Source organism: Streptomyces sp. NBC_00104 (genome assembly GCF_045160825.1).
GTDB lineage: Bacteria > Actinomycetota > Actinomycetes > Streptomycetales > Streptomycetaceae > Streptomyces.
In genome coordinates this window covers 1,807,036-1,830,245 of record NZ_CP108215.1, presented here as the reverse complement: position 1 = coordinate 1,830,245, position 23,210 = coordinate 1,807,036, and the positions used below count along the sequence as shown (strand labels likewise).

Genomic DNA, 23,210 nt, shown 5'->3' with positions numbered 1-23,210 from the left:
ATGGGGCCCGTCCGGCCAGGGCATGAGGTTGCGGGGGGTCGGCGCACCGAATGGGTGGTGCGTGGTGGAAACTGTCTGGTGGATACGGACGTTGTGAGGTTGTCCGGCTCGGCCGGTGTGTTCAGTCAGGGTTCGTCCTGCCCCACGGGCGGGTCTGTTTCGGTCAAGGGGAATCGCCCGTGAAGTTGTTTGCGAAGTTGTTCGGCAAGAGCGCGCGAGAGGGCAGCGACAACGCGACCTCCCGCCATCGCGTGCAGCCTTCGGAAGCGGAGGGGCAGGACGGTGAGCGTCCGCTGTTCCGGGACCAGGTCACTGGTCCGGGAGGTGACATTTCCGGAGGTCAGGGCGCGCCGTCTGTTGACCCTGCCCAGTCGGGCCGCATAGGTTTCGGGGAACCGTCAGCCTCAGGTACGGGTGGAGGGTTTGCTTCAGACCCGTATGCGTCCAATGCCCCGGCGGGGCAGCCGCGGCAGGAGGATCCGTCGATGTCGGCCCTGGTGTGTACGAGGTGCGGTAACCGCAACGCGGAGAACAGCCGCTTCTGCTCGAACTGCGGCGCACCGCTGCGGGCCGGCGCGGCCGCCGAGCGTCCGTCCGAGACGACTTCCACGATCTCCATCTCCGGCCTCGAGGCCTATGACTCCGAGGTCACCGGCCAGACCCAGCTGCCGGCGCTCTCCCCCGAGGCCCAGGCCGCCGTCGACGCGCTGCCGCTCGGCTCGGCGCTGCTGGTCGTGCGCCGCGGTCCGAACGCGGGCAGCCGCTTCCTGCTGGACGGCGATCTGACCACGGCGGGCCGTCACCCGCAGAGCGACATCTTCCTGGACGACGTGACCGTGTCGCGTCGCCACGTGGAGTTCCGCCGGGGTCAGGACGGCTCGTTCACGGTCGCCGACGTCGGCAGCCTGAACGGTACGTACGTCAACCGTGAGCGGATCGACCAGGTCGCCCTGCACAACGGTGACGAGGTGCAGATCGGCAAGTACCGGCTGGTCTTCTACGCGAGCCAGCGGGGCTACTGACCCTCCCCCGGACGGTGTCCGGGGGGACCCCAGGGAAGGTCCATGCTTCGAACAACGAGCGGTGGTGCCGACCACGGCACCACCGCCGCGGACAGTGGCCTGATGAGCATCGGCACGGTGCTGAACGCGCTGCGCGACGAGTTCCCCGAAGTGACGATCTCCAAGATCCGTTTCCTGGAGTCGGAGGGGCTCATCGAGCCGCAGCGGACCCCCTCGGGGTATCGCAAGTTCAGCGCCGAGGACGTCGAGCGGCTCGGACACGTCCTCAGGATGCAGCGGGACCACTATCTGCCGCTCAAGGTGATCCGTGAGTATCTGGAGGCCCTGGAGCGCGGTGAGGACGTACGGCTGCCGTCCGTGGGGCGCCAGCGCGACATCGGTGACGGGGAGCGCCTGAGCGAGCTCTTCGGGGAGCCCGAGGAGCCGACGGCCGCCCGGATCGGGCGCGGCGAGCTCGTCGCGGGAGCCGGGATCGACGAGGAGCAGCTGGCCGAGTGGGAGTCGTACGGGCTGGTGGCCCCGCTGCCGGACGGCTCGTACGACGCCGAGGTCCTCACTGTCGCCACGCTTGTGGTGGAACTGGGGCGGTTCGGTATCGAGCCCCGGCATCTGAGGGTGATGCGGGCCGCCGCGGACCGAGAGGCGGGGCTCGTCGACCAGGTTGTGGCGCCGCTGAGGCTCCACCGTAATCCGCAGACCAGGGCGCATGCGGAGGACCGTGCGAGGGAGCTGGCGGGGCTCACTGTCAAGCTGCACGCCGCGCTCGTGCAGAGCGCGCTGGGGGTACGGCTCCGCTGAGGCGTGGTGTTCGCCTTGGGCGGATCGGTCGGCCGATCTGTGCCCGACTACCCAAACATCCCGGGCACGGCCTAGGGTTGCTGTGTGAACGAGCTCGATGTCGTAGGTGTCCGGGTCGAAATGCCCTCCAACCAACCGATCGTGCTCCTGCGCGAAGTGGGAGGCGACCGTTACCTCCCCATCTGGATCGGGCCGGGGGAGGCGACGGCGATCGCTTTCGCCCAACAGGGCATGGCCCCCGCGCGACCGCTGACCCACGACCTGTTCAAGGACGTGCTGGAGGCCGTCGGCCAGGAGCTCACGGAAGTGCGCATCACCGACCTGCGTGAGGGCGTCTTCTACGCGGAGCTGGTGTTCGCCAGTGGGGTCGAGGTGAGTGCCCGGCCCTCCGACGCCATAGCGCTGGCGCTGCGTACCGGGACGCCGATCTTCGGCAGTGACGGGGTGCTCGACGACGCGGGCATCGCGATCCCGGACGAGCAGGAGGACGAGGTCGAGAAGTTCCGCGAGTTCCTCGACCAGATCTCGCCCGAGGACTTCGGAACGAACAGTCAGTGAGGCCGGGCGGGCCGTGTCGTACGGGACTGTGGGGCCTTGACGCCGCCGGTTGCCGCGCCGTCGGCGGACTCTCGCGGCGGATGAGACGGGCCACGGGTGCCGCCTGCGGGAGGTCGCCGCGCGAACGACGGGCGGAGACGTGGGCGGCGTGACTCTCCGGAGGTCGGCACATGCCCAGGGTCAGTGCGCTGTCAGGCAGCTCGGCCGGAGCGCATTCGGCTAGCCTTTCCCCACGGGAGGGCACGGGAAACCACTCTCAAGGTGATTATCACTCGGCGTGGCGAATGCGGTGGTCGTTGACGCACCCCTGGTGGCTGCCTACCGTCGATAAGGCAGGTCAAGGACGGAGGTCGGCGTGAGAAGCAGCGGCGACGGTACGGCTGGGGGTGTCCCCGGACGCATGCTGGGGGACAGTGGCCCGTACCCGCTTCACGGCAGCGCGGCCGGTCACGTCCCGCAGCGGCCCACGGCCGTGCAGGACAGCGCGGATGCGGAGTCCGAGCCGCACGAGAGCGTCGGCTACCGCGGTCCCACCGCGTGTGCGGCCGCCGGCATCACCTACCGGCAGCTCGACTACTGGGCTCGCACCGGTCTCGTGGAGCCGAGTGTGCGGTCCGCTCAGGGCTCGGGCACGCAGCGCCTCTACAGCTTCCGGGACGTCGTCGTCCTGAAGATCGTGAAACGGTTCCTCGACACGGGGGTCTCGCTGCAGAACATCCGCACCGCGGTCCAGCACCTCCGGGAGCGGGGCTTCAGCGATCTGGAGCGGATGACGCTGATGAGTGACGGGGCGACGGTCTACGAGTGCACCTCGCCCGACGAGGTCCACGCCCTGCTCCAGGGCGGCCAGGGGGTCTTCGGGATCGCCGTAGGGGTGGTCTGGCGTGATGTGGAAAGCGCTCTCTCGCAGCTGCACGGGGAGCGGGTCGACACGGGGGAGACGCTCGTGGGCCAGAATCCGGCGGACGAGCTCGCGCGGCGGCGGAACCGGGCGGTCTGACCGGCCCCGCCGCTCGTCGTACGGGGGGTTGTCAGTGGCGTAGGGCAGCATCGGAGATGTGAGAACCGCGCCCACGATCCTGCATCTCGACATGGATGCCTTCTACGCCTCGGCGGAGCAGGCGTCCAAGCCGAGTCTGCGGGGGAAGGCCGTGGTCGTGGGTGGGCTGGGGCCGCGTGGGGTGGTCGCGACCGCCTCGTACGAGGCGCGGGTCTTCGGGGTGCACTCGGCGATGCCGATGGCGCAGGCGCGCCGGCTCGCGCCGAACGCCGCGTATCTGACGCCGCGCTTCACGTTCTACCGGGCGATCAGCGATCAGGTCATGGGGTTGTTGCGTGATCTGTCGCCACTGGTGGAGCCGTTGAGCCTGGACGAGGCGTTCGTGGACCTGGAGGCCGGGGGCGCGGCCCGGGACGCGGAGTCGGCGCGGCTGGTGGGGGAGCGGCTGCGTGCGGACATACGGGCGGTGACGGCGCTCACGGGGTCCGTGGGGCTCGCGGCCTCCAAGATGCTCGCGAAGATCGCCTCCGAGCAGGCCAAGCCGGACGGGCTGGTGCTGATCGAGCCCGGGACCGAGCGGGCGTTGTTGGGGCCGATGTCCGTGCGGATCCTGCCGGGCGTGGGGCCGGCGACCGGGGACCATCTGCGGCGGGCCGGCATCACCACGGTCGAGGAGATCGCGGAGGCGGGGGAGGACGAGGTCGTACGGCTGCTGGGGAAGGCCCATGGGCATGGGCTGTACGCGATGGCGCTGGCGCGGGACGACCGGGCGGTCGTGGCCGAGCGGGACACGAAGTCGGTGTCGGTGGAGGACACGTACGACGTGGACATCCACGACCGGGTGCGGGTTCGGATGGAGGTGCAGCGGCTCGCGGACCGGTGTGTGCGGAGGCTGCGGGAGGCCGGGCTGTCGGGGCGGACGATCGTGTTGAAGGTGCGACGGTACGACTTTTCGACGTTGACCCGATCCGAGACGTTGCGTGGGCCCACGGACGACCCCGCGGTGGTGCGGGAGGCCGCGGGGCGGTTGCTGGAGGCCGTGGACACGACGGGTGGGGTGCGGTTGCTGGGGGTGGGAGTGAGCGGGCTCGCCGACTACACGCAGGAGGACTTGTTCGCGCAGGCGGCCGGGGAGCCGGACCTGGTGGAGGAGGAGGCCGGTTCCGCCGCGGAGGTGTCCGCCGTGGAGGAGCGTGGGGGCGGGGAGCGGCTCTGGAGGGCCGGGCACGACGTGCGGCATGCCGAGTACGGGCATGGGTGGGTGCAGGGGAGTGGGCTGGGGCGGGTGACCGTGCGGTTCGAGACACCGGACGACGTGGGGCCGGGGCGGGTACGGACCTTCAGGACCGATGATCCGGCGCTGGAGGCGGCGGAGCCCTTGCCGTTGGTGCCGGGTGGGGTGCGGGGCTGAGGCTGGTGGGGCTGCCGGTCCGCGTTGTCGGGGTGGGGCGTCGTTGCGGCTGGAGCGAGGGGGCCGACACGAGAAAGTGCGCGGGTTTGCGCGGGTCCGAGGGGGCCGCACGAGGGGCCGCGTCGGGTGAGGACAGTGGCGTGGGAGACGCGGGGTGGGGGTGAGGTGCGTCAGAGGCGGGGCGAGGTGGGGGCGAGAAGCGTCAGCGGCCGCGTGGTCGAGTGCCGGGAGTCTCTGCGGCCGCAGGGGTGCGCGTGGAGCAGAGGCCGCGGGGGTGGGGGGAGCGGGGTGAGGGGGAGCGGGCTCGGGAGACGTGTGGGGGTTGGGATGAGGGTCTTGCTCAGGGTTCTTCCTGGCCCGTCACGTTGCCGAAGTCGTGGTCCATGGGCGGGGGTGGGGCCAGGTCGAGGCCGTAGTGGTGGTAGAGCTGGAGTTCTTGTTCGGGGGAGAGGTGGCGGCCGACGCCGAAGTCGGGGGCGTCCTTGATGAGGGCGCGGTCGAAGGGGACGCGGAGGGTGCCTTCGATCAGTTCGCTCGGCTCCAGGGGTACGAAGGCGTCGCGACCGAAGAAGCCCATGCGTATCGCCGCCCACTCGGGGATGCCGGTGGCGTCGTCGAGGTAGACCTCGTCCACGGTGCCGATCTTGCTGCCCTTGCGGTCGAACGCCTTGCGGCCGATCAGGTTGCGCGGATCGATGTCGGTCTGCACGGGCCCTCCAAGAGGTCGCAGAGGAGTCGCGAATCATCCTCACCCCTACGAAAAGGCACATTGGGGAAGGTGGCCACTCGAAGACTCGTGCGTGGACCGCGCTGATACGCTGGCACCGGCTGCTGACCCCGTGCGGGAGAGTCCTCCGGAAACCATCCGGAGGCGCCGAAGGAGCAACTCCTCCCCGGAATCTCTCAGGCTCACGTACCGCATGGACGAGGTCACTCTGGAAAGCAGGGCGGGTGTCACGGCTTCCGCTCTCACCGACGGTGAAAGCCGGTCCGCACCTGGACCGGTGAAGCTCTCAGGTTGAGATGACAGAGGGGGAGGCCGTACGGGCACCCGTGCCGTGGTGCCCCTCGAAGGTCGTGTCAGACCAGGAGGCCTCCGTAATGACCGCCCATCGCATCCCGCTCTCCGAGCTCGAACAGGGAATCCCCTTCGAGCGGCGCCATATCGGACCGGACGTCGAAGCCCGGGCCAAGATGCTCGCGCACGTCGGATACGGCTCGCTCGACGAGCTGACGGCCGCCGCGGTCCCGGACGTGATCAAGAACGCCGAGGCGCTGGATCTGCCGGGCGCGCGCACCGAGGCCGAGGTACTCGCCGAGCTGCGTTCGCTGGCGGACCGCAACCAGGTGCTCGGATCGATGATCGGGCTCGGGTACTACGGGACGTTCACGCCGCCCGTCATTCTGCGGAATGTCATGGAGAACCCGGCCTGGTACACCGCCTACACGCCGTATCAGCCGGAGATCTCCCAGGGGCGGCTCGAGGCCCTTCTCAATTTCCAGACCATGGTCGCCGATCTGACCGGGCTGCCCACCTCCGGCGCCTCCTTGCTCGACGAGGGCACCGCCGCCGCCGAGGCCGTGGCGCTGTCCCGGCGTATGGGGAAGAACAAGAAGGGCCTCTTCCTCGTCGACGCGGACGTGCTGCCGCAGACGATCGCCGTGATCGAGACCCGTGCCGAGCCGACCGGTGTCGAGGTCGTCGTCGCCGACCTCGGTGAGGGGATTCCGGCCGACATCGCCGCGCGGGAGATCAACGGGGTGCTGTTGCAGTACCCGGGTGCCTCCGGTGTCGTACGGGATCTGAAGCCGGTCATCGAGCAGGCGCACGAGCTCGGCGCGCTCGTCACCGTCGCCGCCGACCTGCTCGCCCTCACGCTGCTGGTCTCCCCGGGTGAGCTCGGCGCCGACATCGCGGTGGGGACGACGCAGCGGTTCGGTGTGCCGATGGGCTTCGGCGGGCCGCACGCGGGCTACATGGCCGTACGGGAGAAGTTCGCGCGCAGTCTGCCCGGGCGGCTCGTGGGCGTCTCCGTGGACGCGGACGGACACAAGGCGTACCGGCTCGCCCTGCAGACGCGTGAGCAGCACATCCGTCGGGAGAAGGCGACCAGCAATATCTGCACGGCTCAGGTGCTGCTCGCCGTGATGGCCGGCATGTACGCCGTGTACCACGGGCCGGAGGGGCTGCGGACCATCGCCCGGCGTACGCACCGGTACGCCACCGTGCTCGCCGCGGGGCTCACGGCCGGAGGGATCGAGGTCGTGCACGGCGCGTACTTCGACACGCTCACCGTGCGGGTGCCGGGGCGGGCCGGTGAGGTCGTGGCCGCCGCGCGGGAACATGGCGTGAACCTGCACCTCGTGGACGCCGACCTGGTGTCGATCTCCTGCGACGAGACGACGACGCGGGCGCAGCTGGGGGCCGTATGGACCGCGTTCGGGGTGGAGGGGGACGTCGAGGCCCTCGACGACGCCGCGGCGGACACGCTGCCCGAGGCGCTGCTGCGGGCGGACGACTACCTCACGCACCCGGTGTTCCACGAGTACCGCTCCGAGACCGCGATGCTGCGCTACCTGCGCCGGCTCGCCGACCGGGACTACGCGCTGGACCGGGGGATGATCCCGCTGGGCTCCTGCACGATGAAGCTCAACGCGACCACCGAGATGGAGCCGGTGACGTGGCCGGAGTTCGGGCAGCTGCACCCGTTCGCGCCCGCCGGGCAGGCGCAGGGGTACCTCACGCTCATCCGTGAGCTGGAGGAGCGGCTGGCGGAGGCCACCGGGTACGACAAGGTGTCCCTGCAGCCGAACGCGGGTTCGCAGGGTGAGCTGGCCGGGCTGCTGGCCGTACGCGGGTACCACCGGGCCCGTGGCGACGAGCAGCGGACCGTGTGTCTCATCCCGTCCTCGGCGCACGGCACCAACGCGGCGAGCGCCGTCATGGCCGGGATGAAGGTCGTCGTCGTGAAGACCGCCGAGGACGGCGAGATCGACGTCGAGGATCTGCGGGCCAAGATCGAGCAGTACCGCGACGAGCTGTCCGTGCTGATGATCACGTACCCCTCGACGCACGGGGTGTTCGAGGAGCACGTGGCCGAGATCTGCGCCCAGGTGCATGACGCGGGCGGCCAGGTGTACGTCGACGGCGCCAACCTCAACGCGCTGGTGGGTCTCGCCAAGCCGGGCCACTTCGGCGGTGACGTCTCGCACCTGAACCTGCACAAGACGTTCTGCATCCCGCACGGCGGCGGCGGGCCGGGCGTCGGGCCGGTGGCGGTGCGCGAGCACCTCGCGCCGTACCTGCCGAACCATCCGCTGCAGCCCGCTGCCGGTCCTGAGACGGGTGTGGGCCCGATCTCCGCCGCTCCCTGGGGTTCGGCGGGCATCCTGCCGATCTCGTGGGCGTACGTCCGGCTCATGGGCGGTGAGGGGCTCAAGCGGGCCACACAGGTGGCGGTGCTCAGCGCCAACTACATCGCCAAGCGGCTGGAGCCGCACTACCCGGTGCTGTACACGGGCCCGGGCGGGCTCGTGGCGCACGAGTGCATCATCGACCTGCGGCCGCTGGCCAAGTCGACCGGGGTGAGCGTCGACGACATCGCCAAGAGGCTGATCGACTACGGCTTCCACGCGCCGACGATGTCGTTCCCGGTGGCCGGGACGCTGATGATCGAGCCGACCGAGTCGGAGGACCTCGGCGAGCTGGACCGGTTCTGCGAGGCGATGATCGCGATCCGCGCGGAGATCGAGAAGGTCGGCTCGGGCGAGTGGCCGGCGGACGACAACCCGCTGCGCAACGCGCCGCACACCGCCGCCGCGCTCGGCGGGGAGTGGGAGCACGCCTACACGCGTGAGGAGGCGGTCTTCCCGGCCGGGGTCTCGCCCGCCGACAAGTACTGGCCGCCGGTGCGCCGGATCGACCAGGCCTTCGGCGACCGGAACCTGGTCTGTTCCTGCCCGCCGCTGGACGCCTACGAAGAGTAGTCGGGCGCGGATACGCGTCGGGGCCGGTTCGGAGAGTGCTTCTCCGGCCGGCCCCTCGTCTGTTCGGGCGGACGTCCTGTGCGGGGACGCTCGCCCTGCGCGCACGTGAGTGCGCTCTCAGGCGGCTGTCATCACCGTGTCGGTGCCCATGGGGCGGTGTGGGGCGATGATCTGGCCGTCCGGCAGGAGCTCACCGGTGTCCTCGAAGAGCAGAACGCCGTTGCAGAGCAGGCTCCATCCCTGCTCCGGGTGGTGCGCCATGAGTCGGGCGCCTTCCCGGTCGGCGGATTCGGCTGTCGGGCACAGTGGCTGGTGCTGGCACATGATTGTTGGGATCTCTCGGTTTGTCGTGTGGTCTGAGATGGCTGTTTTGTCTGTCCCGCGGCTTGAAGCCCCGTTCATGGCCGCCCCCCGTTGATAAATCGGTCCGGTCCCAGTGTTGCCCCACGGGCGTCAATCCGCAGGCATTTCGCAGCACGGCTTCTTCACAGGTTGATGACGCATCGCCCGCGCGGACGGTTCATCCGAACCGCACTGCCCCTTCGGGTGGTTCGCAGTGGTCGGATGGGGCTAGTCCGATGGCGGGAAGGCCTGTGAATAGCTCGTACGAGCGTATTGACGCCCGAAAGAGCGGCAATTCTCGGTAGGGGCATACAAGCGCCCCGTCACCGGGATATCGGCGGCGGGGCGCAAGCGGTACGAAGGGCGAGGCGGCCCTGGTTTCAGGCGGGCGATCCCAGGAGTGGAGCGGGCGTCAGCCGGATGGTCAGTACCGGGAGGAGATCGGCGACCCGGTGGGGGCGGTGGGCCGCGATGCCGGGTGGTGCGGGCGCCAGCGGGACCAGTAGGTCGGAGGGTGCCGGGTGGCCGGTGGCGCCGTCGGCGGTGGGGTCGGCGTGCAGCCAGAGCGTGAGCATGTACAGCTCGGGCACCGACAGCAGGCGTGGCTGGTAGGGCTGCTGCATGACCTCGGCCTGGCGCAGGGCGCGTTCGGTGGAGGCGATGTACGGGCCCTCGAAGAAGTGCGAGAACGCCCAGCCGTCCGGGGTCAGCCGGGTCTCGGCGGCGGCCACGGCGCGGTCGCCGCAGCGGATCAGGAACCGCCATCCGGTGAGCCGGGCCGTGCCCGTGCCCTCCGGGGTGATCCGGTCGAGTACGTGGAGGGGCAGCGGGAGTTCGGGTGTGGCGGGGCCCTGTGCGTTCTTCAGGGAGGGGGTTCGCGCCTCGTGGACGGCGGTGGGGGAACCGAGTGCCGTGAGGACGGTGCGCAGGGCGGGCGCGGGAGCCGGGGGTACATGCAGCGGCATGGTGGGTCGCCTCTCAATTCGACAGGCACGGTGGCGCGAGGGCGGGGGCGGACGGCGCTGTCAGCTCTCGGGGATCGGAGAGACGGGTGCCCGGGGTCCGGTGCGTGGGTAGGGTCCGCCGCGTGTGGCCTGACGGCAGGACCGAGGACCGCGAGTGCCGGCTCTCAGCCTCGTTTGCGGAGTTTATACGACACGTGTTCACACGATGTTTCGTCTAGCCGTTCCGGATATGAAGAGCAAGGCGATATCCGGTCGCCGGAACATGGGTGGAACCCCGTTTTCCCGTGGGAGTACGTCGGTGACCTCGGATTACCGTCGCGTAGCGGACGGCCGGTTCCCGTCGGCGCTTTTCACGAAAGCGCAACAGGCGGAAAGCGCGTGCTCATTCTTGCCCGCTGAATGTGCCAGAAGCACGCCGAGTGAATAAGGTCGGAGGCAACCGGGTTCAGCCTAGCGTGCGCAGGTCGCGCTCGGGACGTTATCAGTGGCTCTACGGGGGCATCATCATCCGTGGACCCGGGACAGCAGTGGCCGGTTCGTCGGCCTGCCCACCCATCCAAGGAGGGACACCTAGATGGGAGAGAAGGTCGTGGCGGGGCCGTTCGGCCTCTCCGATCGTCAGCAGTACCGCGACAAGCTTCGGCAGTGCCTGGCGGGGCTGGCGCGACTGCTGGAGGAGAAGCGGTTCGACCGCCCCAAGAACCTCATGGGGGTGGAGATCGAGCTGAACCTCGTCGACGGCGACGGTCTGCCGAGAATGATGAATGCGCAAGTACTTGAGCGGATTGCGAGCCGAGATTTCCAAACAGAACTCGCCATGTTCAATCTGGAAGTCAACATAGCTCCACACCGGTTGGGCGGGCGGGTATTCGACCAGCTTTCCGAGGAGCTGCGCACCTCCCTCGCGTATGCCGACCGCAAGGCGATCGAGGTGGGCGCGGGAATCGTGATGATCGGCATTCTGCCCACACTGGGCCGTGACGACCTGGTCTCCTCGAACCTCTCCGCCGGCGATCGCTACACCCTGCTGAACGATCAGATCGTCGCCGCCCGAGGTGAGGATTTCACCCTGGACATCGACGGGGTGGAGCGGCTCGTCTGCACCTCGAAGTCCATCGCGCCCGAAGCCGCCTGCACCTCCGTGCAGTTGCACCTCCAGGTCACCCCGGGCCGGTTCGCCGACGTGTGGAACGCCGCCCAGGCGGTCGCCGCCGCACAGGTCGCCATCGGCGCCAACTCGCCCTTCCTGTTCGGGCACGAGCTGTGGCGCGAGTCGCGGCCGCCGCTGTTCCAGCAGTCCACCGACACCCGGCCGCCCGAACTCCAGGCCCAGGGGGTACGGCCGCGCACCTGGTTCGGGGAGCGCTGGATCTCTTCGGCGTACGACCTCTTCGAGGAGAACCTGCGGTTCTTCCCGGCGCTGCTGCCGATCTGCGACGACGAGGATCCGATGGGCGTCCTCGACGCGGGCGGTGTTCCCTCACTCGCCGAACTCACCCTGCACAACGGCACGATCTACCGTTGGAACCGGCCTGTCTACGGCATCGCCGACGGGGTCCCGCACCTGCGCGTCGAGAACCGGGTACTGCCCGCCGGGCCGACCATCACGGACGTGATCGCCAACGCGGCTTTCTACTACGGGGTCGTGCGCGCCCTCGCCGAGGAGTCGCGGCCCGTCTGGACGCGGCTGCCGTTCGAGGCGGCCGCCGCCAACTTCGACGAGGCGTGCCGGCACGGCATCGAGGCGCGGTTGCAGTGGCCGCGCGGGCGGTACGGCGGGGTGGGACCGGTGGACGCGGTGAACCTCGTACGGGACGAGCTGTTGCCGCTCGCCGAGGCGGGGCTGGACGCGTGGGGTGTCGAGCCGGTCGACCGGGACTTCTACCTCGGGGTGATCGAGGAGCGTTGCCGGCGCCGGGCCAACGGGGCGTCCTGGCAGGTGGAAACGTTCCATCGGGCTCTAGCCAAGGGCCTTGGCCGGGATGCGGCGCTGGCCGCCACGACGCGGCGCTACGGCGAGCTGATGCACTCCGGGGAGCCGGTCCACAGCTGGCCGGTGGGGCTGCCGGAGCCGGTGCCGCTGGGCTGAGGGGCCGTCTGCGAGGCAGCCGCCGGAATGTTCCGGACCGCCGCGGGTGATGATGGACCCTCGGCGGGGCCGGACAACTGGAGGCGTGGGTGCAGGGGCAGGCGGAGTCGGTGGAGGACGCGGTGCCGTGGGAGCGGCCGGGCCGACGGGTTCTGAGGGACGAGACGCTGCTCGTGCTCGGGATCTCGCTCGGCGCGAGCGGGGTGTCCGCGCTGATCAGCTTCATCGGATCGGTCACCAAGCCGGGCGGGCTGAAGGACCAGGCGGCCACCATGAACGCCTCGGCCGCGCCGGGCCGGCCCTGGCTCGACCTCGCGTGGCAGCTCTTCGGGATCACGACCGCCCTGGTGCCCGTCGCCCTGGTCGCGCACTTCCTGCTGCGCGAGGGCGCGGGGCTGCGCACCCTCGGGTTCGACCGTACGAAGCCGTGGCCCGACCTCGGCCGGGGCGCGGCGATCGCCGCGGTGATCGGCAGCACCGGGATCGCCTTCTATCTGGCGGCGCGCGGCCTCGGCTTCAACCTCACCGTGGTGCCGGAGGCGCTGCCCGAGGTGTGGTGGAAGTACCCCGTACTGATCCTCTCCGCGATCCAGAACGCGGTCCTCGAAGAGGTCATCGTGGTCGGGTACCTGCTGCGCCGGCTCCAGCAGCTGGGCTGGTCACCGGGGAGCGCGCTGGCGGCCAGCTCGGTGCTGCGCGGCTCGTACCACCTCTATCAGGGCATCGGCGGGTTCGTCGGCAACATGGTGATGGGCGTGGTGTTCGTCTATCTCTACCGGCGATGGGGCCGAGTGGGCCCGCTCGTGGTGGCCCACTCGCTGCTCGACATCGGGGCGTTCGTCGGGTACGCGCTGCTGGCGGGGAAGGTGGGCTGGCTGCCCACCCCGTGAGAGACGGCCGTACGGGCAGGGCCGCGCCGTCACGGCCGTTCGGTCACGGCCGTGACGTCACGGCGTGCGGTGAGGGTGGTGCGGTCAGGCGAGGAGGTCGCCGTCGATGACCGTGACCGCGCGGCCGGAGAGCAGGGTGCGATCGCCGCGGAGTTCGGTGCGGACGTGGCCCGAGCGGGGGGAGGCCTGGAGGCCGGTGAGCTCCGGGCTGCCCAGGCGCTCGGACCAGTAGGGGGCGAGGGCGGTGTGGGCGCTGCCCGTGACCGGGTCCTCGTCGATGCCGAGGTTGGGGAAGAAGCAGCGCGAGACGTAGTCGTGGCCGGCGGCGGGGTCCGCGGCGCGGGCGGTGGCGATCATGCCGCGCTCGGAGTAGCGGCCGAGGGCCCGAAGGTCGGGGGCGAGGCCCCGGACCGTCTTCTCGTCCGCGAGCTCGACCAGCAGGTCGCCGACGTTCGGGCCGGTGTCGAAGGCGCTGAGCGGCTCGGCGCCCAGGGCCTCGGCGACGCCGTCCGGGACGGGGACCGGAGTGAGGGGCGCGGTCGGGAAGTCCAGGGTGAGGGTGCCGTCCGGCCGGGGCGTGGCGATGAGCACTCCGCTGCGCGTGGCGAACCGCACCGGGCCTTCATGGGTGTTCGTGCTGGTCAGGACGTGTGCGGTGGCCAGTGTGGCGTGGCCGCACAGTGCCACCTCGGCGACCGGCGTGAACCAGCGCAGTGCCCAGTCGGCCTCGCCGCCCTCGGGGAGGGGGTGGGCGAACGCGGTCTCGGCGTGGTTGACCTCCTTGGCCACGTTCTGCAGCCAGGCGTCGTCCGGGAAGGCGTCGAGGAGGAGAACTCCGGCGGGGTTGCCGGAGAAGGGGCGGTCGGTGAAGGCGTCGACGATACGAATGCGCATGGGACGACGCTAGGCGGTCGGTGACGCCACGGACCAAGTCCAATTCCGGGATGGTGGACCGGTTTTTCGGGGCCATCCAGGCCATTCCCGGGGGCCGGCATCCCGTATGGCGCGGGAAGGGCGGGCTAGTGGACGGAGAAGCCGCCGTCGACGAAGATCGCCTGCCCGGTGATGTAGCCGGCGGAGCGGCCGGCCAGGAACACGGCGGCTCCGGCGAAGTCGTCGGCCTGGCCGTTGCGGCCGGCCAGGGTGCGGGCGGCGAGCGCGGCCACCTTCTCCGGGTCGGAGGACAGCCGCGTGTTGAGCGGGGTCGGGACGAAGCCGGGGACCAGGGTGTTGCAGGTGACGCCGTGGGGCGACCACTCCTCGGCCTGCGAGCGGGCCAGCGACTCCAAGGCGCCCTTGGAGACGCCGTACGCGCCGCTTCGGACGAACGCCCGGTGGGCCTGCTGGGAGGTGATGTGGATGATGCGGCCGTAGCCCCGCTCGGCCATGCCGGGCCCGAAACGCTGGCCCAGCAGGAAGGGCGCGTCCAGGTTCACGGCCATGGTGGTGTCCCACACGTCCTCGCCCAGCTCGCTCAGCGGCGGACGCAGGTTGATGCCGGCGCTGTTGACGAGGATGTCGGGCTCGCCGAACGCCTCGACCGTCTGCTCCGCCGCCGCGCGCACACCGGCACGGGTGCTCAGGTCGCCGCTCACCCAGGCCGCCCGGCAGCCGTCCGCCGTCAGTTCCTCGACCGTGGCCGTCAGCTCCGCCTCCTTGCGCGCGACGATCACCACGCTCGCTCCCGCCCGGGCGAGGGCCCCGGCGATGGCCTTGCCGATGCCGGAGCTGCCGCCCGTCACCACGGCGACCCGGCCGTCCAGCGAGAACAGTTCGGAGAGGTAGGTGTCGGAGATCATTCCCGCACCCTAGAGGGCGCGTCGACGGCGATGGTGTGCGGGGGAGCGGCGGTGTCCTGCACTGCAATTCCCCGGCCCGGTCATTCCGGTGGGGTCCGGGTGTCGATGACGTGGTCGATCGCGGCGGTGACGTCCGCTGCGATGTACGTGGGCCGGTACGCGTCCTGGGCCCAGGCCCGGCCGTTCGCCACCCACACGCTGCGCAGACCGAGTGCCTCCGCCCCGGCGATGTCGGCGTGCGGCGAGTCGCCGATGACGCACGCGCTGGGCAGGGCGGGGCCGACGGTGGCGGCCGCGGCGTGGAAGATCTCCGGTTCGGGCTTCTTGTGGCCGACGGCTTCGGACACGACCCAGCCCTGGACGAGCCGGTCGAGCCCGGTGTTGCGGATCTTCGCTTCCTGCTGGACGGTTCGGCCGTTGGTGACGATCACAGGGGTCCAACCGCCTGCCCTTGCTTTTTCCAATGCCTCGCGGGTGGCGGGTGCCAGGACGACGCGGTCGGCGGCGCCGGTGTCGAGCAGGGCGCGGACGGCGGCGGGCGGCACCGCGTTCTCGTAGCGGTCGGTCAGGGCGGCGCCGACCTCGTGGCGCGGGGTGTAGCCGCCGGCGTCGACGGCCGTCACCCACGCCAGGTCGGCGTCGGGCAGGCCGTGCTCGGCGAGGAAGGCGGCCGCGGCGTCACGGAAGGCCGCGTCGCGGTCGATCAGGGTGTTGTCGAGGTCGAGCAGCAGCAAGGGCATGTGCGGCAGTAGAGCACGACGGCGTGCCGAGTCGGGGGTTGCCAGGCGACAGTTCCCGATATATCGTTGAGGCATCGCGACAGATCAACGATGGAATGGAGTGATGGCGATGCGTTCCCGTGGACAGGACTTCGGATTCGAGCGTGGACATGGATGCCGTGGTGGGGAGCACCCTCGCGGCCGAGGTGACGGCGAGGCGCCGCGCGCCGCCTTCGGGCCCTTCGGGCCGGGCCATGGTGGTCCCGGGCCGTTCGGACCCTTCGGTGGGGGCCCCTGGGGTGGGCGCGGCCGAGGCGGACCCAGGGGGAGGGCGCGGCGGGGCGACGTACGCGCGTCGATCCTGGCCCTTCTCAAGGACAGGCCCATGCACGGCTACGAGATGATCCAGGAGATCGCCGAGCGCAGTGGCGGGGCGTGGAAGCCCAGTCCGGGCTCGGTGTACCCCACCCTCCAGCTGCTGGAGGACGAGGGGCTGATCGCCAGCGCGAGCGAGGGCGGCAAGAAGCTGTTCTCGCTCACCGAGGCCGGTCGCACCGCGGCCGAAGAAGGGCCCGAGGCTCCCTGGGAGGAGGCCGGGCGCGGGGTCGACTGGGAGGCGCTGAGCGAGATCCGGCAGGCCGGCTTCGGTCTGATGGAGGCGTTCGGCCAGGTCTGGAAGACCGGCGACAAGGACCAGCGCGACAAGGCGCTGTCGGTGATCAACGAAGCCCGCAAGAAGCTGTACCTGATCCTCGCCGACGAGGACTGACGGCAGTGCGTGGATGACATGTGAGAGAAGGCGCCCCGCGGACAGGTCCGCGGGGCGCCTTTCTGCGCGCGGGGCGCGCGCGTGGGGTGGGCGGGGGTGTGGGGTCAGGTGATGAGACCGCCCAGCTTGCGCAGGGACTCGCCGAGCGCGGCCGTGGCGGAGTCCTTGAGCTTGCCCGCCATCAGGGAGACGGCCGCGCCGGTGAACCGGCCGTCGATGCGGACCGTGGTGGCGTCACCGTCGGGGATGAGGGTGTAGCGGGTGGCGAGGTCCACGGCCATGGGGCCCTTGCCGCGGATGGCCAGGGTGCGCGCGGGTTCCAGCTCGGCGATGGTCCACTCGACCTCCGCCGGGAAGCCCATGAGCTTCAGGTTCTCCTGGAAGGTGCCGCCCACCGCGAGGGTCTCCGGGCCGCCCTTGGGGAAGGCGGTGTGGGTCGTGTTCCACTCGCCGTACGCGGACCAGTCGACGAGCCGGGCCCAGACCTGCTCGGCGGGCGCCTCGATGCGTGCCTCCGCGCTGACATCGGCCATGCGACAACCCCTTCGTCTCGGACGGTGGTGTCGCGGAACGTAGCCGTGCGGCTCGGAACATTCAATACTGATGAACTGTCAGGAGTGGGCCCGGGTAGCCGGGTGCCTGGCGCACCTGGCGCACCTGGCGGATGAGCGCCGCGTCGAACAGGTCCCACGCGCGCGGGAGACGGCTCTCGTCGTGGCAGTGCCGGGCCTCCCGGAACAGGTCGGCGGGCAACGCGTTCTCGGGGGCGTACACCCGGTACACGCACTGCCTGCCGTCGATCGCCGGCAGGGTCACCAGCCAGCACCCGCTCTCCATGCCGTGAGGGACGAGCGCCGGTGCGATGCGGTTGCGAGCGGGGCGCGGGGCGAGGCGGCGCGCGCCCCTGGGGCGGGAGCGATCGGATCTCATCCGTAGGGAGGAGACGAGGGCCCTCCCTGCGCAACCTGTGTCGGACGCGAAGATGCTTCCTTTCGTGGATGACCCGGGGGTGGCGGAACTGATGGGGTGGAGGGCGTGCGATCCCGTATTCCCCGGCAGTCGGCCGTCGACCATGGTCCGGACCACGTGGAGACCGAGGGCAGGCTCACGGATGAGTTGGCCTCGGTGGTCACCGGTGCGCGCAGACGGGCCCTCCGTGACGGGGACCGGCAGATCGACACCGCTCATCTGCTGCACGCGCTCCTGGAGTCCGACCCCGAGGTCCGCGCCGTGTTCGACGCCCCGCAGGTCGCCCGGCTGCTCGGCTATCTGGTGCAGCGCAGCATCGGCTACGGACTGCGCTGGCGGATCGGTGTCGAGGATGCCGGTGTCGTCCCGGGGGTGCCGGGCACGCCCGGCTGGTCGCCGGTGGCGGCCCGGGCGATGACGCAGGCGTACGACCGTGCCGTGCGGCGGGGCGAGTGGTCGGCCCACGGCGTCGATCTGCTCGCGGTGCTGGTCGCGGCCGCGGGGTCGAGGGCGGTGGAAGTGCTGGGCACCATGGGCGTCGACGTGGGGGCGGTGGCGCGGCGGATCGCGAGGACGGGCGAGGGCCGGGGCGAGGCGTACGTGGTGGGCGGAGAAGGGGAGCGTTGATCCGCGCCCACCCGGGGTCCAGTCGGTGAGACAGGTGTCATCGGGGGTGACGCTCCTGTCGTCGGCTGTCATCATGTGCCGGTGCATACGTCTCAGGGGAGTCAGGGACAACGCGGGCCCGGGGCCGGGCTGGTGCTCGCGCTCGGGTCGGCGGTCGCGTTCGGCGGATCGGGCACCGCGGCCAAACCGCTCATCGAGGCGGGGCTCGACCCACTGCATGTGGTGTGGCTGCGCGTGGTGGGCGCCGCGCTGGTGATGCTGCCGCTGGCCGTGCGGCACCGGGATCTGGTGCGCCGGCGGCCCGCGCTGCTCGTCGGGTTCGGCCTGTTCGCCGTGGCCGGTGTGCAGGCCTTCTACTTCGCGTCGATCTCCCGCATCCCCGTCGGCGTCGCCCTCCTCGTGGAGTACCTCGGCCCGGCCATCGTCCTCGGCTGGGTGCGGTTCGTGCAGCGGCGGCCGGTGACGCGGGCCGCGGCGGCCGGGGTCGTCCTCGCGGTCGGTGGCCTCGCCTGTGTCGTCGAGATCTGGTCGGGGCTGAGCTTCGACCCGCTGGGGCTGCTGCTCGCGCTCGGGGCCGCCTGCTGTCAGGCCGGGTACTTCGTGCTGTCCGACCAGGGGAGCGACGCGGGGGCGGAGGCGCCGGATCCCCTCGGGGTCATCGCCTACGGGTTGCTGGTGGGCGCGGTGGTGCTCACGGTGGTGGCCCGGCCGTGGGGGATGGAGGGGGCGGTGCTCGGGGGTGTCGCGCGGATGGACGGCACGGCTGTCCCGGCGTGGTTGCTGCTCGGGTGGGTCGTGCTGATCGCCACGGTGCTCGCGTATGTCACCGGCGTGGTGGCCGTGCGGCGGTTGTCTCCGCAGGTGGCGGGGGTGGTGGGGTGCCTGGAGGCGGTGGTGGCGACCGTGCTCGCGTGGGTGCTGCTGGGGGAGCATCTGTCGGCGCCGCAGCTCGTGGGCGGGGCGGTGGTGTTGGCCGGGGCGTTCGTCGCGCAGCGGTCCGCGCCGGGGAGGAGTTCGCCGCGGCTGGTGGCGTCCGGCGGGGAGGGTGTCGAACCGGAGCTGTCGGTGGGGCGTCGCTGATGAGGCCGATGAGGCTGTGATGAGGGGACGAGCGACTCCGGCCGGCCCGCTGGAAGCCCCGTTGGGGCCTCGTGGTCAGCGGGGCGGGTGTGGTTGCTCGTGCGGTTCCCCGCGGCCCTTGAGGTGCGGGCGCGGTGGGCCGGCGGGCAGACGGATCGCCCTGGCTGCCCGCCGGACGGGCATCACAGGGTCTTGAGGTAGTCGGGGAGTTCGGTGCCCGGTGCCAGGTCGGGGTCGGGGATCGGGGTCTCGTAGCCCTTGCGGAGGGGGACGACGCCGGCCCAGTGCGCGAGGGCGAGGTCTTCGGGCTCGTCGTTGACGCCGCCGGTGCGGGTCTTGGCGGAGACCTCGTTCAGATCGAGGCGGATCACGGCGGTGGCCGCGAACTCCTTGCCGTTGGCGGGCCGGGAGTCCTGCGAACGGCCCGGCACGACATGGTCGACGAGGGCGTCCAGGGCGATCCGGCGCTCCTCCGGGGCGGTGACCTGGTGGGCGGTGCCGTGCACCACGACCGAGCGGTAGTTGATCGAGTGGTGGAAGGCGGAGCGGGCCAGGATCAGCGCGTCCACGTGCGTCACCGTCACGCACACCGGGAGGCCCGGGTCGGCCTGGCCCGTCATCCGCAGCGGACGCGAGCCCGTCGAACCGTGCACGTAGAGCGTCTCGCCGACCCGGCCGTACAGCGTGGGCAGCACCACCGGGGCACCGTCGCGCACGAAGCCGAGGTGGCAGACGTACCCCTCGTCGAGTATCGCGTGCACCAGTTCCCTGTCGTACGAGGCCTTCTGTGTGCCCCGGGTGGGGACGGTGCGGTCGGTGGGGGTGTAGGCGGCGGGCGGTGGAGTCGTCGGCTGTGGTGTCGTCGACCGAGGGGTCCCCGTCATTGCGTTCTCCATTGCGCTAGTGCATAATCTGCTTTGTGCTAGGAGAATACATGATCACGGGGCGGCGTGCGGCGGAGATTGCGGCGAGCGTCGAGCGGGCGGTGGGGGAGGGCGAGTTGGAGCCCGGTCAACTGCTGCCGCCCATGCGGGAGTTGGCGGATCGTCTGGGGGTGAACCCGAACACCGTCGCGGCCGCCTACCGCACGCTGCGCGAGCGCGGGGTCATCGAGACCGCCGGGCGGCGGGGGAGCCGTGTGCGGCCCCGGCCGGCGACTACGGGGCGCGAGTACATCCGGGTGGACGTGCCGGAAGGGGTGCGCGACCTCGCCGACGGAAATCCCGACACGACCTTGCTGCCGCGCCTGGCGCAGGTCTTCGCGGCCGCCGCCGAGCAGGGCGACCGCGAGCCCGTGCTGTACGGATCGGCGGCCGTGGAACCCGAGTTGGCGCGGATCGCGCGGGCCGACCTGGACGCCGACGGGGTGCCGGGCGGGCCGGTCACCGTCACCTCCGGGTCTCTCGACGCCATCGAGCGGGTTCTGGCCGTCCACCTCAAGTCCGGGGACGCCGTCGCCGTCGAGGACCCCGGCTGGGGCAGTGTGCTCGACCTCGTCCCGGCGCTCGGACTGCGCGTCGTCCCGGTCGGCGTCGACGACGAAGGGCCGCTCCCCGACGACGTACGCCAGGCGCTGGCGGCCGGGGCGCGGGCCCTGATCGTCACCGACCGGGCGCAGAACCCGACCGGCGCGGCCGTGAGCGCCGCACGCGCGCGTGCCCTGCGGTCCGTGCTGAGGGAGCATCCGGAGACCCTGCTCATCGAGGACGACCACGGCTACCGGATCGTCGACCAGCCCCTCCATCCGCTGGCCGAGGTCACCCGTAGCTGGGCGTTCGTGCGGTCGGTCGCCAAGGCGTACGGCCCCGACCTGCGGCTGGCGGTGCTCACCGGGGACGCCGCCACCGTCGACCGGGTGCGGGGACGCCAGCGGCTGGGGCCGGGCTGGGTGAGCCGGGTGGTGCAGCGGGCCGTCGTGCGGCTGTGGTCCGGTGACGCGGTGGACGCTCCGGCCGTGGCGGCGGCGTACGGGCGGCGGCGGGACGCGCTGATCGGCGCCCTCGCGCGGCGCGGGGTCGAGGCGCACGGGGTCAGCGGGATGAACGTGTGGATCCGGGTCCCGGACGAGACCGGCGCGGTCGCCCGGCTGTTGCACGCGGGCTGGGCCGTCGCGCCCGGCGCTCGCTTCCGGATGAGCGCCCCGCAGGGGATCCGGATCACCGTCTCCACCCTCACCGAGGAGGAGATCGGGAGGGTGGCGGACGCGGTGGCCTCGGCGATCGGGCCGGGGGCGGGGACGGGGTACGCGTGAGGTCGTCCGCGGCGGCTCAGTCGCGCGGCCTCGCCTGGGTCAGTGCCGCGCCCGCCAGGACGATCGCCGCGCCGACCGGGGTCGACCACGTCAGGGACTCGCCGAGGAGCGTGACGCCGGCGGCCGTGGCGATGACCGGGATGAAGTAGGTGACCATCTGGGCCGTCGTCGGGCCGACCTCGGACACGAGGCCGTACTGGACGAGCATGGCGACCCCCGTGCCGAGGGCGCCGAGCGCGACGATCGCCAGCAGGGGCAGGACCGGGAAGCTGCTCGGCAGGGACGTGAACAGCGGCGTGACGAAGGCCAGTTGGGCGGTGGCCAGCAGGAGTTGGGCGCCGGTGAGGGAGAGGTGTGACGAGGAGGTGCCGGCCAGGGTGCGGCGGACGTAGATCCAGCCGATCGGATAGCTGAGGGAGGCCAGCAGGGCCATCGCGGTGCCCGAGGCGTCCAGGCCGCTGAAGCCCTGCCAGGCGCCGAGCACGGTGAGCACGCCGAGGAAGCCGAGACCGAGACCGGCGACCCGCACCCGCGTCGGGCGGTCCTCCGAGAGCGCGACCAGGGAGAGGGTCATGCCCCACAGGGGTGAGGTCGCGTTGCAGATGCCCGCCAGCGTGGAGGGGACGGTCAGCTCCGCGTAGGCGAACAGGGAGAACGGCAGCGCGTTGAGGAGGAGGGCCGCCACCGTCAGGTGCCCCCAGGTGCGGGCGCCACGCGGCAGTCGCTCACGCTTCACCACCATCGCCGCCGCCAGGACCAGCGTGCCGAACAGCAGCCGCCCGAAGGTGACCTGGAAGGGCGCGTACGCCTGCGTGCCCACCTTGATCAGGAGGAAGCTGAAGCCCCAGACGAGGGAGAGGAAGGCGAAGCGCAGCCGCCAGTCGACGGCGGCGCGCGGGCGGTCGGGGACGCGGTCGGGGGCTCGGGTGGGCGTGGCGGTGGTCATGCCCACAACGATGATGCCGGACGATCTCGTAGCACAAGCGAGAATCCGTGGGAGGAATCTCGTAGCATTGCTTACGTGTTGAACCTGGAGCGCCTGCGCACCCTCGACGCCCTCGCCCGGCACGGCTCGGTCAGCGGAGCGGCCGACGGGCTGCATGTGACGACCTCGGCCGTCTCGCAGCAGATGGCCAAGCTGGAGCGGGAGGTGGGGCAGCGGCTCCTCGCCAAGAACGGGCGGGGAGTGCGCCTCACCGACGCCGGGCGGCTGCTCGCCGAGCACGCCGCGCGCATCCTGTCGCAGGTCGAGCTGGCGCAGTCGGAACTGGAGGCGCAGCGGGGGCAGGTGGTCGGCGAGTTGCGGCTGGCGGCGTTCCCGACGGCCGTCCGGGGGCTGTTTCCCGCCGTCTTCCGCGCACTGCGGGACGGTCATCCGGCGCTGCGCGTGCGGTCACGGGAGCTGGAACCCGAACTCGCGATCAACGCGGTGATCCGGGGCGACGTCGACCTGGCCGTCGTCCTCGACTGGTACAACAAGCCGCTGCCCGTGCCCGAGGGGCTCGCCAGGGCCGCGATCCTCGACGACCCGGTGGAGGTGGCGCTGCCCGAGGACCACCCGCTCGCCGGCCGGGACGAGATCGATCTGCGGGAACTGGCGGAGGAGCCATGGGTGGCCTGGCCCGAGGGTGAGTTCTGCCACGAGTGGCTGCTCTACACGCTCCGCGCCCACGGCATCGAGCCCCACATCGCCCACCGCGCCGGCGAGCACCACACCCAACTCGCCCTGGTCGCCGCCGGGTTGGGTGTCTGCATCGCGCCCCGGCTCGGCCGCGACCCCATGCCGGCCGGCATGCGGACCGTGCCGGTGCGCCCCCGGGTCCACCGCAGCGTCTACGCGGTGTGGCGCGCGGACGCCGACCGGCGGCCGTCGATCAGGGCGGCCGTGGAGGCGCTGAGGGCGGCGGGGGCCGTGTGCGGGGCGGGTTGAGCTC

The 23,210-nt window shown here is 71.3% G+C and carries 22 protein-coding genes, 1 pseudogene and 1 riboswitch; of the genes and pseudogenes, 13 read left to right on the top strand and 10 right to left on the bottom strand.

The window, feature by feature from the left end:
* Nucleotides 1–50: 50 nt before the first annotated feature.
* The 5 genes from OG272_RS07960 (at nt 51) to OG272_RS07940 (ending at nt 4,789) form a co-directional block, all read left to right on the top strand.
* Nucleotides 51–1,022, top strand: a complete 972-nt coding sequence (locus tag OG272_RS07960; protein ID WP_326584207.1) for an FHA domain-containing protein — start codon at nt 51–53, stop codon at nt 1,020–1,022.
* Nucleotides 1,023–1,064: 42 nt separating this feature from the next.
* Nucleotides 1,065–1,820 (top strand): MerR family transcriptional regulator, encoded by a 756-nt coding sequence (locus tag OG272_RS07955; protein ID WP_326584208.1) that lies wholly within the window; start codon nt 1,065–1,067, stop codon nt 1,818–1,820.
* An 84-nt stretch (nt 1,821–1,904) separates the two neighbouring features.
* Nucleotides 1,905–2,378 carry a bifunctional nuclease family protein gene (locus tag OG272_RS07950; protein ID WP_005475662.1) on the top strand — a complete coding sequence of 158 codons (474 nt, stop codon included), beginning with the start codon at nt 1,905–1,907 and terminating at the stop codon, nt 2,376–2,378.
* A gap of 355 nt (nt 2,379–2,733) precedes the next feature.
* Nucleotides 2,734–3,378 carry a MerR family transcriptional regulator gene (locus OG272_RS07945; protein WP_326584209.1) on the top strand — a complete coding sequence of 215 codons (645 nt, stop codon included), beginning with the start codon at nt 2,734–2,736 and terminating at the stop codon, nt 3,376–3,378.
* A 58-nt stretch (nt 3,379–3,436) separates the two neighbouring features.
* Complete coding sequence (locus OG272_RS07940) at nt 3,437–4,789, top strand: DNA polymerase IV (protein ID WP_326584210.1); 1,353 nt, start codon at nt 3,437–3,439, stop codon at nt 4,787–4,789.
* A 340-nt stretch (nt 4,790–5,129) separates the two neighbouring features.
* Here the strand turns inward: OG272_RS07940 and OG272_RS07935 are convergent, their stop codons facing one another.
* Nucleotides 5,130–5,498: a PRC-barrel domain-containing protein gene (locus OG272_RS07935; protein WP_326584211.1), complete on the bottom strand. Its 369-nt coding sequence runs from the start codon at nt 5,496–5,498 to the stop codon at nt 5,130–5,132.
* A 123-nt stretch (nt 5,499–5,621) separates the two neighbouring features.
* A riboswitch (glycine riboswitch) is annotated at nt 5,622–5,718 on the top strand.
* A gap of 172 nt (nt 5,719–5,890) precedes the next feature.
* On the opposite strand from OG272_RS07935, the gene gcvP reads away from it, so the two are divergent.
* The gene (gene gcvP / locus OG272_RS07930) at nt 5,891–8,776 is read left to right on the top strand and encodes an aminomethyl-transferring glycine dehydrogenase (protein ID WP_326584212.1); all 2,886 of its coding nucleotides are present in this window, start codon (nt 5,891–5,893) and stop codon (nt 8,774–8,776) included.
* A 117-nt stretch (nt 8,777–8,893) separates the two neighbouring features.
* On the opposite strand, the gene OG272_RS07925 is transcribed toward gcvP, so the two are convergent.
* On the bottom strand, nt 8,894–9,100 hold the full coding sequence (locus OG272_RS07925) for a DUF5999 family protein (RefSeq protein WP_326584213.1): 207 nt from the start codon (nt 9,098–9,100) through the stop codon (nt 8,894–8,896).
* A 398-nt stretch (nt 9,101–9,498) separates the two neighbouring features.
* On the bottom strand, nt 9,499–10,083 hold the full coding sequence (locus tag OG272_RS07920; RefSeq protein ID WP_326584214.1) for a hypothetical protein: 585 nt from the start codon (nt 10,081–10,083) through the stop codon (nt 9,499–9,501).
* 574 nt (nt 10,084–10,657) lie between these two features.
* On the opposite strand from OG272_RS07920, the gene OG272_RS07915 reads away from it, so the two are divergent.
* On the top strand, nt 10,658–12,172 hold the full coding sequence (locus tag OG272_RS07915; RefSeq protein WP_327730657.1) for a glutamate--cysteine ligase: 1,515 nt from the start codon (nt 10,658–10,660) through the stop codon (nt 12,170–12,172).
* 89 nt (nt 12,173–12,261) lie between these two features.
* Nucleotides 12,262–13,062, top strand: coding sequence for a type II CAAX endopeptidase family protein (locus OG272_RS07910; protein WP_326584216.1), 801 nt, complete (start codon nt 12,262–12,264; stop codon nt 13,060–13,062).
* An 84-nt stretch (nt 13,063–13,146) separates the two neighbouring features.
* Here the strand turns inward: OG272_RS07910 and OG272_RS07905 are convergent, their stop codons facing one another.
* From OG272_RS07905 to OG272_RS07895, 3 genes are all read right to left on the bottom strand, one after another.
* A complete protein-coding gene (locus tag OG272_RS07905; protein ID WP_327730659.1) occupies nt 13,147–13,956 on the bottom strand; it encodes a PhzF family phenazine biosynthesis protein in 810 nt (269 codons plus the stop codon).
* Nucleotides 13,957–14,081: 125 nt separating this feature from the next.
* Nucleotides 14,082–14,861, bottom strand: coding sequence for an SDR family oxidoreductase (locus OG272_RS07900; RefSeq protein WP_327730660.1), 780 nt, complete (start codon nt 14,859–14,861; stop codon nt 14,082–14,084).
* A gap of 80 nt (nt 14,862–14,941) precedes the next feature.
* Entirely contained in the window at nt 14,942–15,601 is a 660-nt protein-coding gene (locus OG272_RS07895) for an HAD family hydrolase (RefSeq protein ID WP_405892957.1), read from the bottom strand.
* A 109-nt stretch (nt 15,602–15,710) separates the two neighbouring features.
* On the opposite strand from OG272_RS07895, the gene OG272_RS07890 reads away from it, so the two are divergent.
* On the top strand, nt 15,711–16,349 hold the full coding sequence (locus OG272_RS07890; protein ID WP_327730662.1) for a PadR family transcriptional regulator: 639 nt from the start codon (nt 15,711–15,713) through the stop codon (nt 16,347–16,349).
* Nucleotides 16,350–16,453: 104 nt separating this feature from the next.
* Here the strand turns inward: OG272_RS07890 and OG272_RS07885 are convergent, their stop codons facing one another.
* Together OG272_RS07885 and OG272_RS07880 are read right to left on the bottom strand one after the other, a co-directional pair.
* On the bottom strand, nt 16,454–16,882 hold the full coding sequence (locus tag OG272_RS07885) for an SRPBCC family protein (protein ID WP_326584221.1): 429 nt from the start codon (nt 16,880–16,882) through the stop codon (nt 16,454–16,456).
* 121 nt (nt 16,883–17,003) lie between these two features.
* A pseudogene (locus tag OG272_RS07880) lies at nt 17,004–17,186 on the bottom strand (hypothetical protein); the annotation flags it as partial.
* A 189-nt stretch (nt 17,187–17,375) separates the two neighbouring features.
* Between OG272_RS07880 and OG272_RS07875 the strand changes: the two are divergent.
* Both OG272_RS07875 and OG272_RS07870 read left to right on the top strand, forming a co-directional pair.
* Nucleotides 17,376–17,945: a Clp protease N-terminal domain-containing protein gene (locus tag OG272_RS07875; protein ID WP_405892955.1), complete on the top strand. Its 570-nt coding sequence runs from the start codon at nt 17,376–17,378 to the stop codon at nt 17,943–17,945.
* A 75-nt stretch (nt 17,946–18,020) separates the two neighbouring features.
* Nucleotides 18,021–19,025 carry an EamA family transporter gene (locus OG272_RS07870; protein ID WP_405892953.1) on the top strand — a complete coding sequence of 335 codons (1,005 nt, stop codon included), beginning with the start codon at nt 18,021–18,023 and terminating at the stop codon, nt 19,023–19,025.
* Nucleotides 19,026–19,207: 182 nt separating this feature from the next.
* On the opposite strand, the gene OG272_RS07865 is transcribed toward OG272_RS07870, so the two are convergent.
* Entirely contained in the window at nt 19,208–19,909 is a 702-nt protein-coding gene (locus OG272_RS07865) for a pyridoxamine 5'-phosphate oxidase family protein (protein WP_328222583.1), read from the bottom strand.
* 35 nt (nt 19,910–19,944) lie between these two features.
* Between OG272_RS07865 and OG272_RS07860 the strand changes: the two genes are divergently transcribed.
* Nucleotides 19,945–21,276 carry an aminotransferase class I/II-fold pyridoxal phosphate-dependent enzyme gene (locus tag OG272_RS07860; RefSeq protein ID WP_326584226.1) on the top strand — a complete coding sequence of 444 codons (1,332 nt, stop codon included), beginning with the start codon at nt 19,945–19,947 and terminating at the stop codon, nt 21,274–21,276.
* 16 nt (nt 21,277–21,292) lie between these two features.
* On the opposite strand, the gene OG272_RS07855 is transcribed toward OG272_RS07860, so the two are convergent.
* A complete protein-coding gene (locus OG272_RS07855) occupies nt 21,293–22,222 on the bottom strand; it encodes a DMT family transporter (RefSeq protein WP_405892951.1) in 930 nt (309 codons plus the stop codon).
* A gap of 75 nt (nt 22,223–22,297) precedes the next feature.
* On the opposite strand from OG272_RS07855, the gene OG272_RS07850 reads away from it, so the two are divergent.
* Entirely contained in the window at nt 22,298–23,206 is a 909-nt protein-coding gene (locus OG272_RS07850) for a LysR family transcriptional regulator (RefSeq protein WP_326584228.1), read from the top strand.
* Nucleotides 23,207–23,210 lie beyond the last annotated feature (4 nt).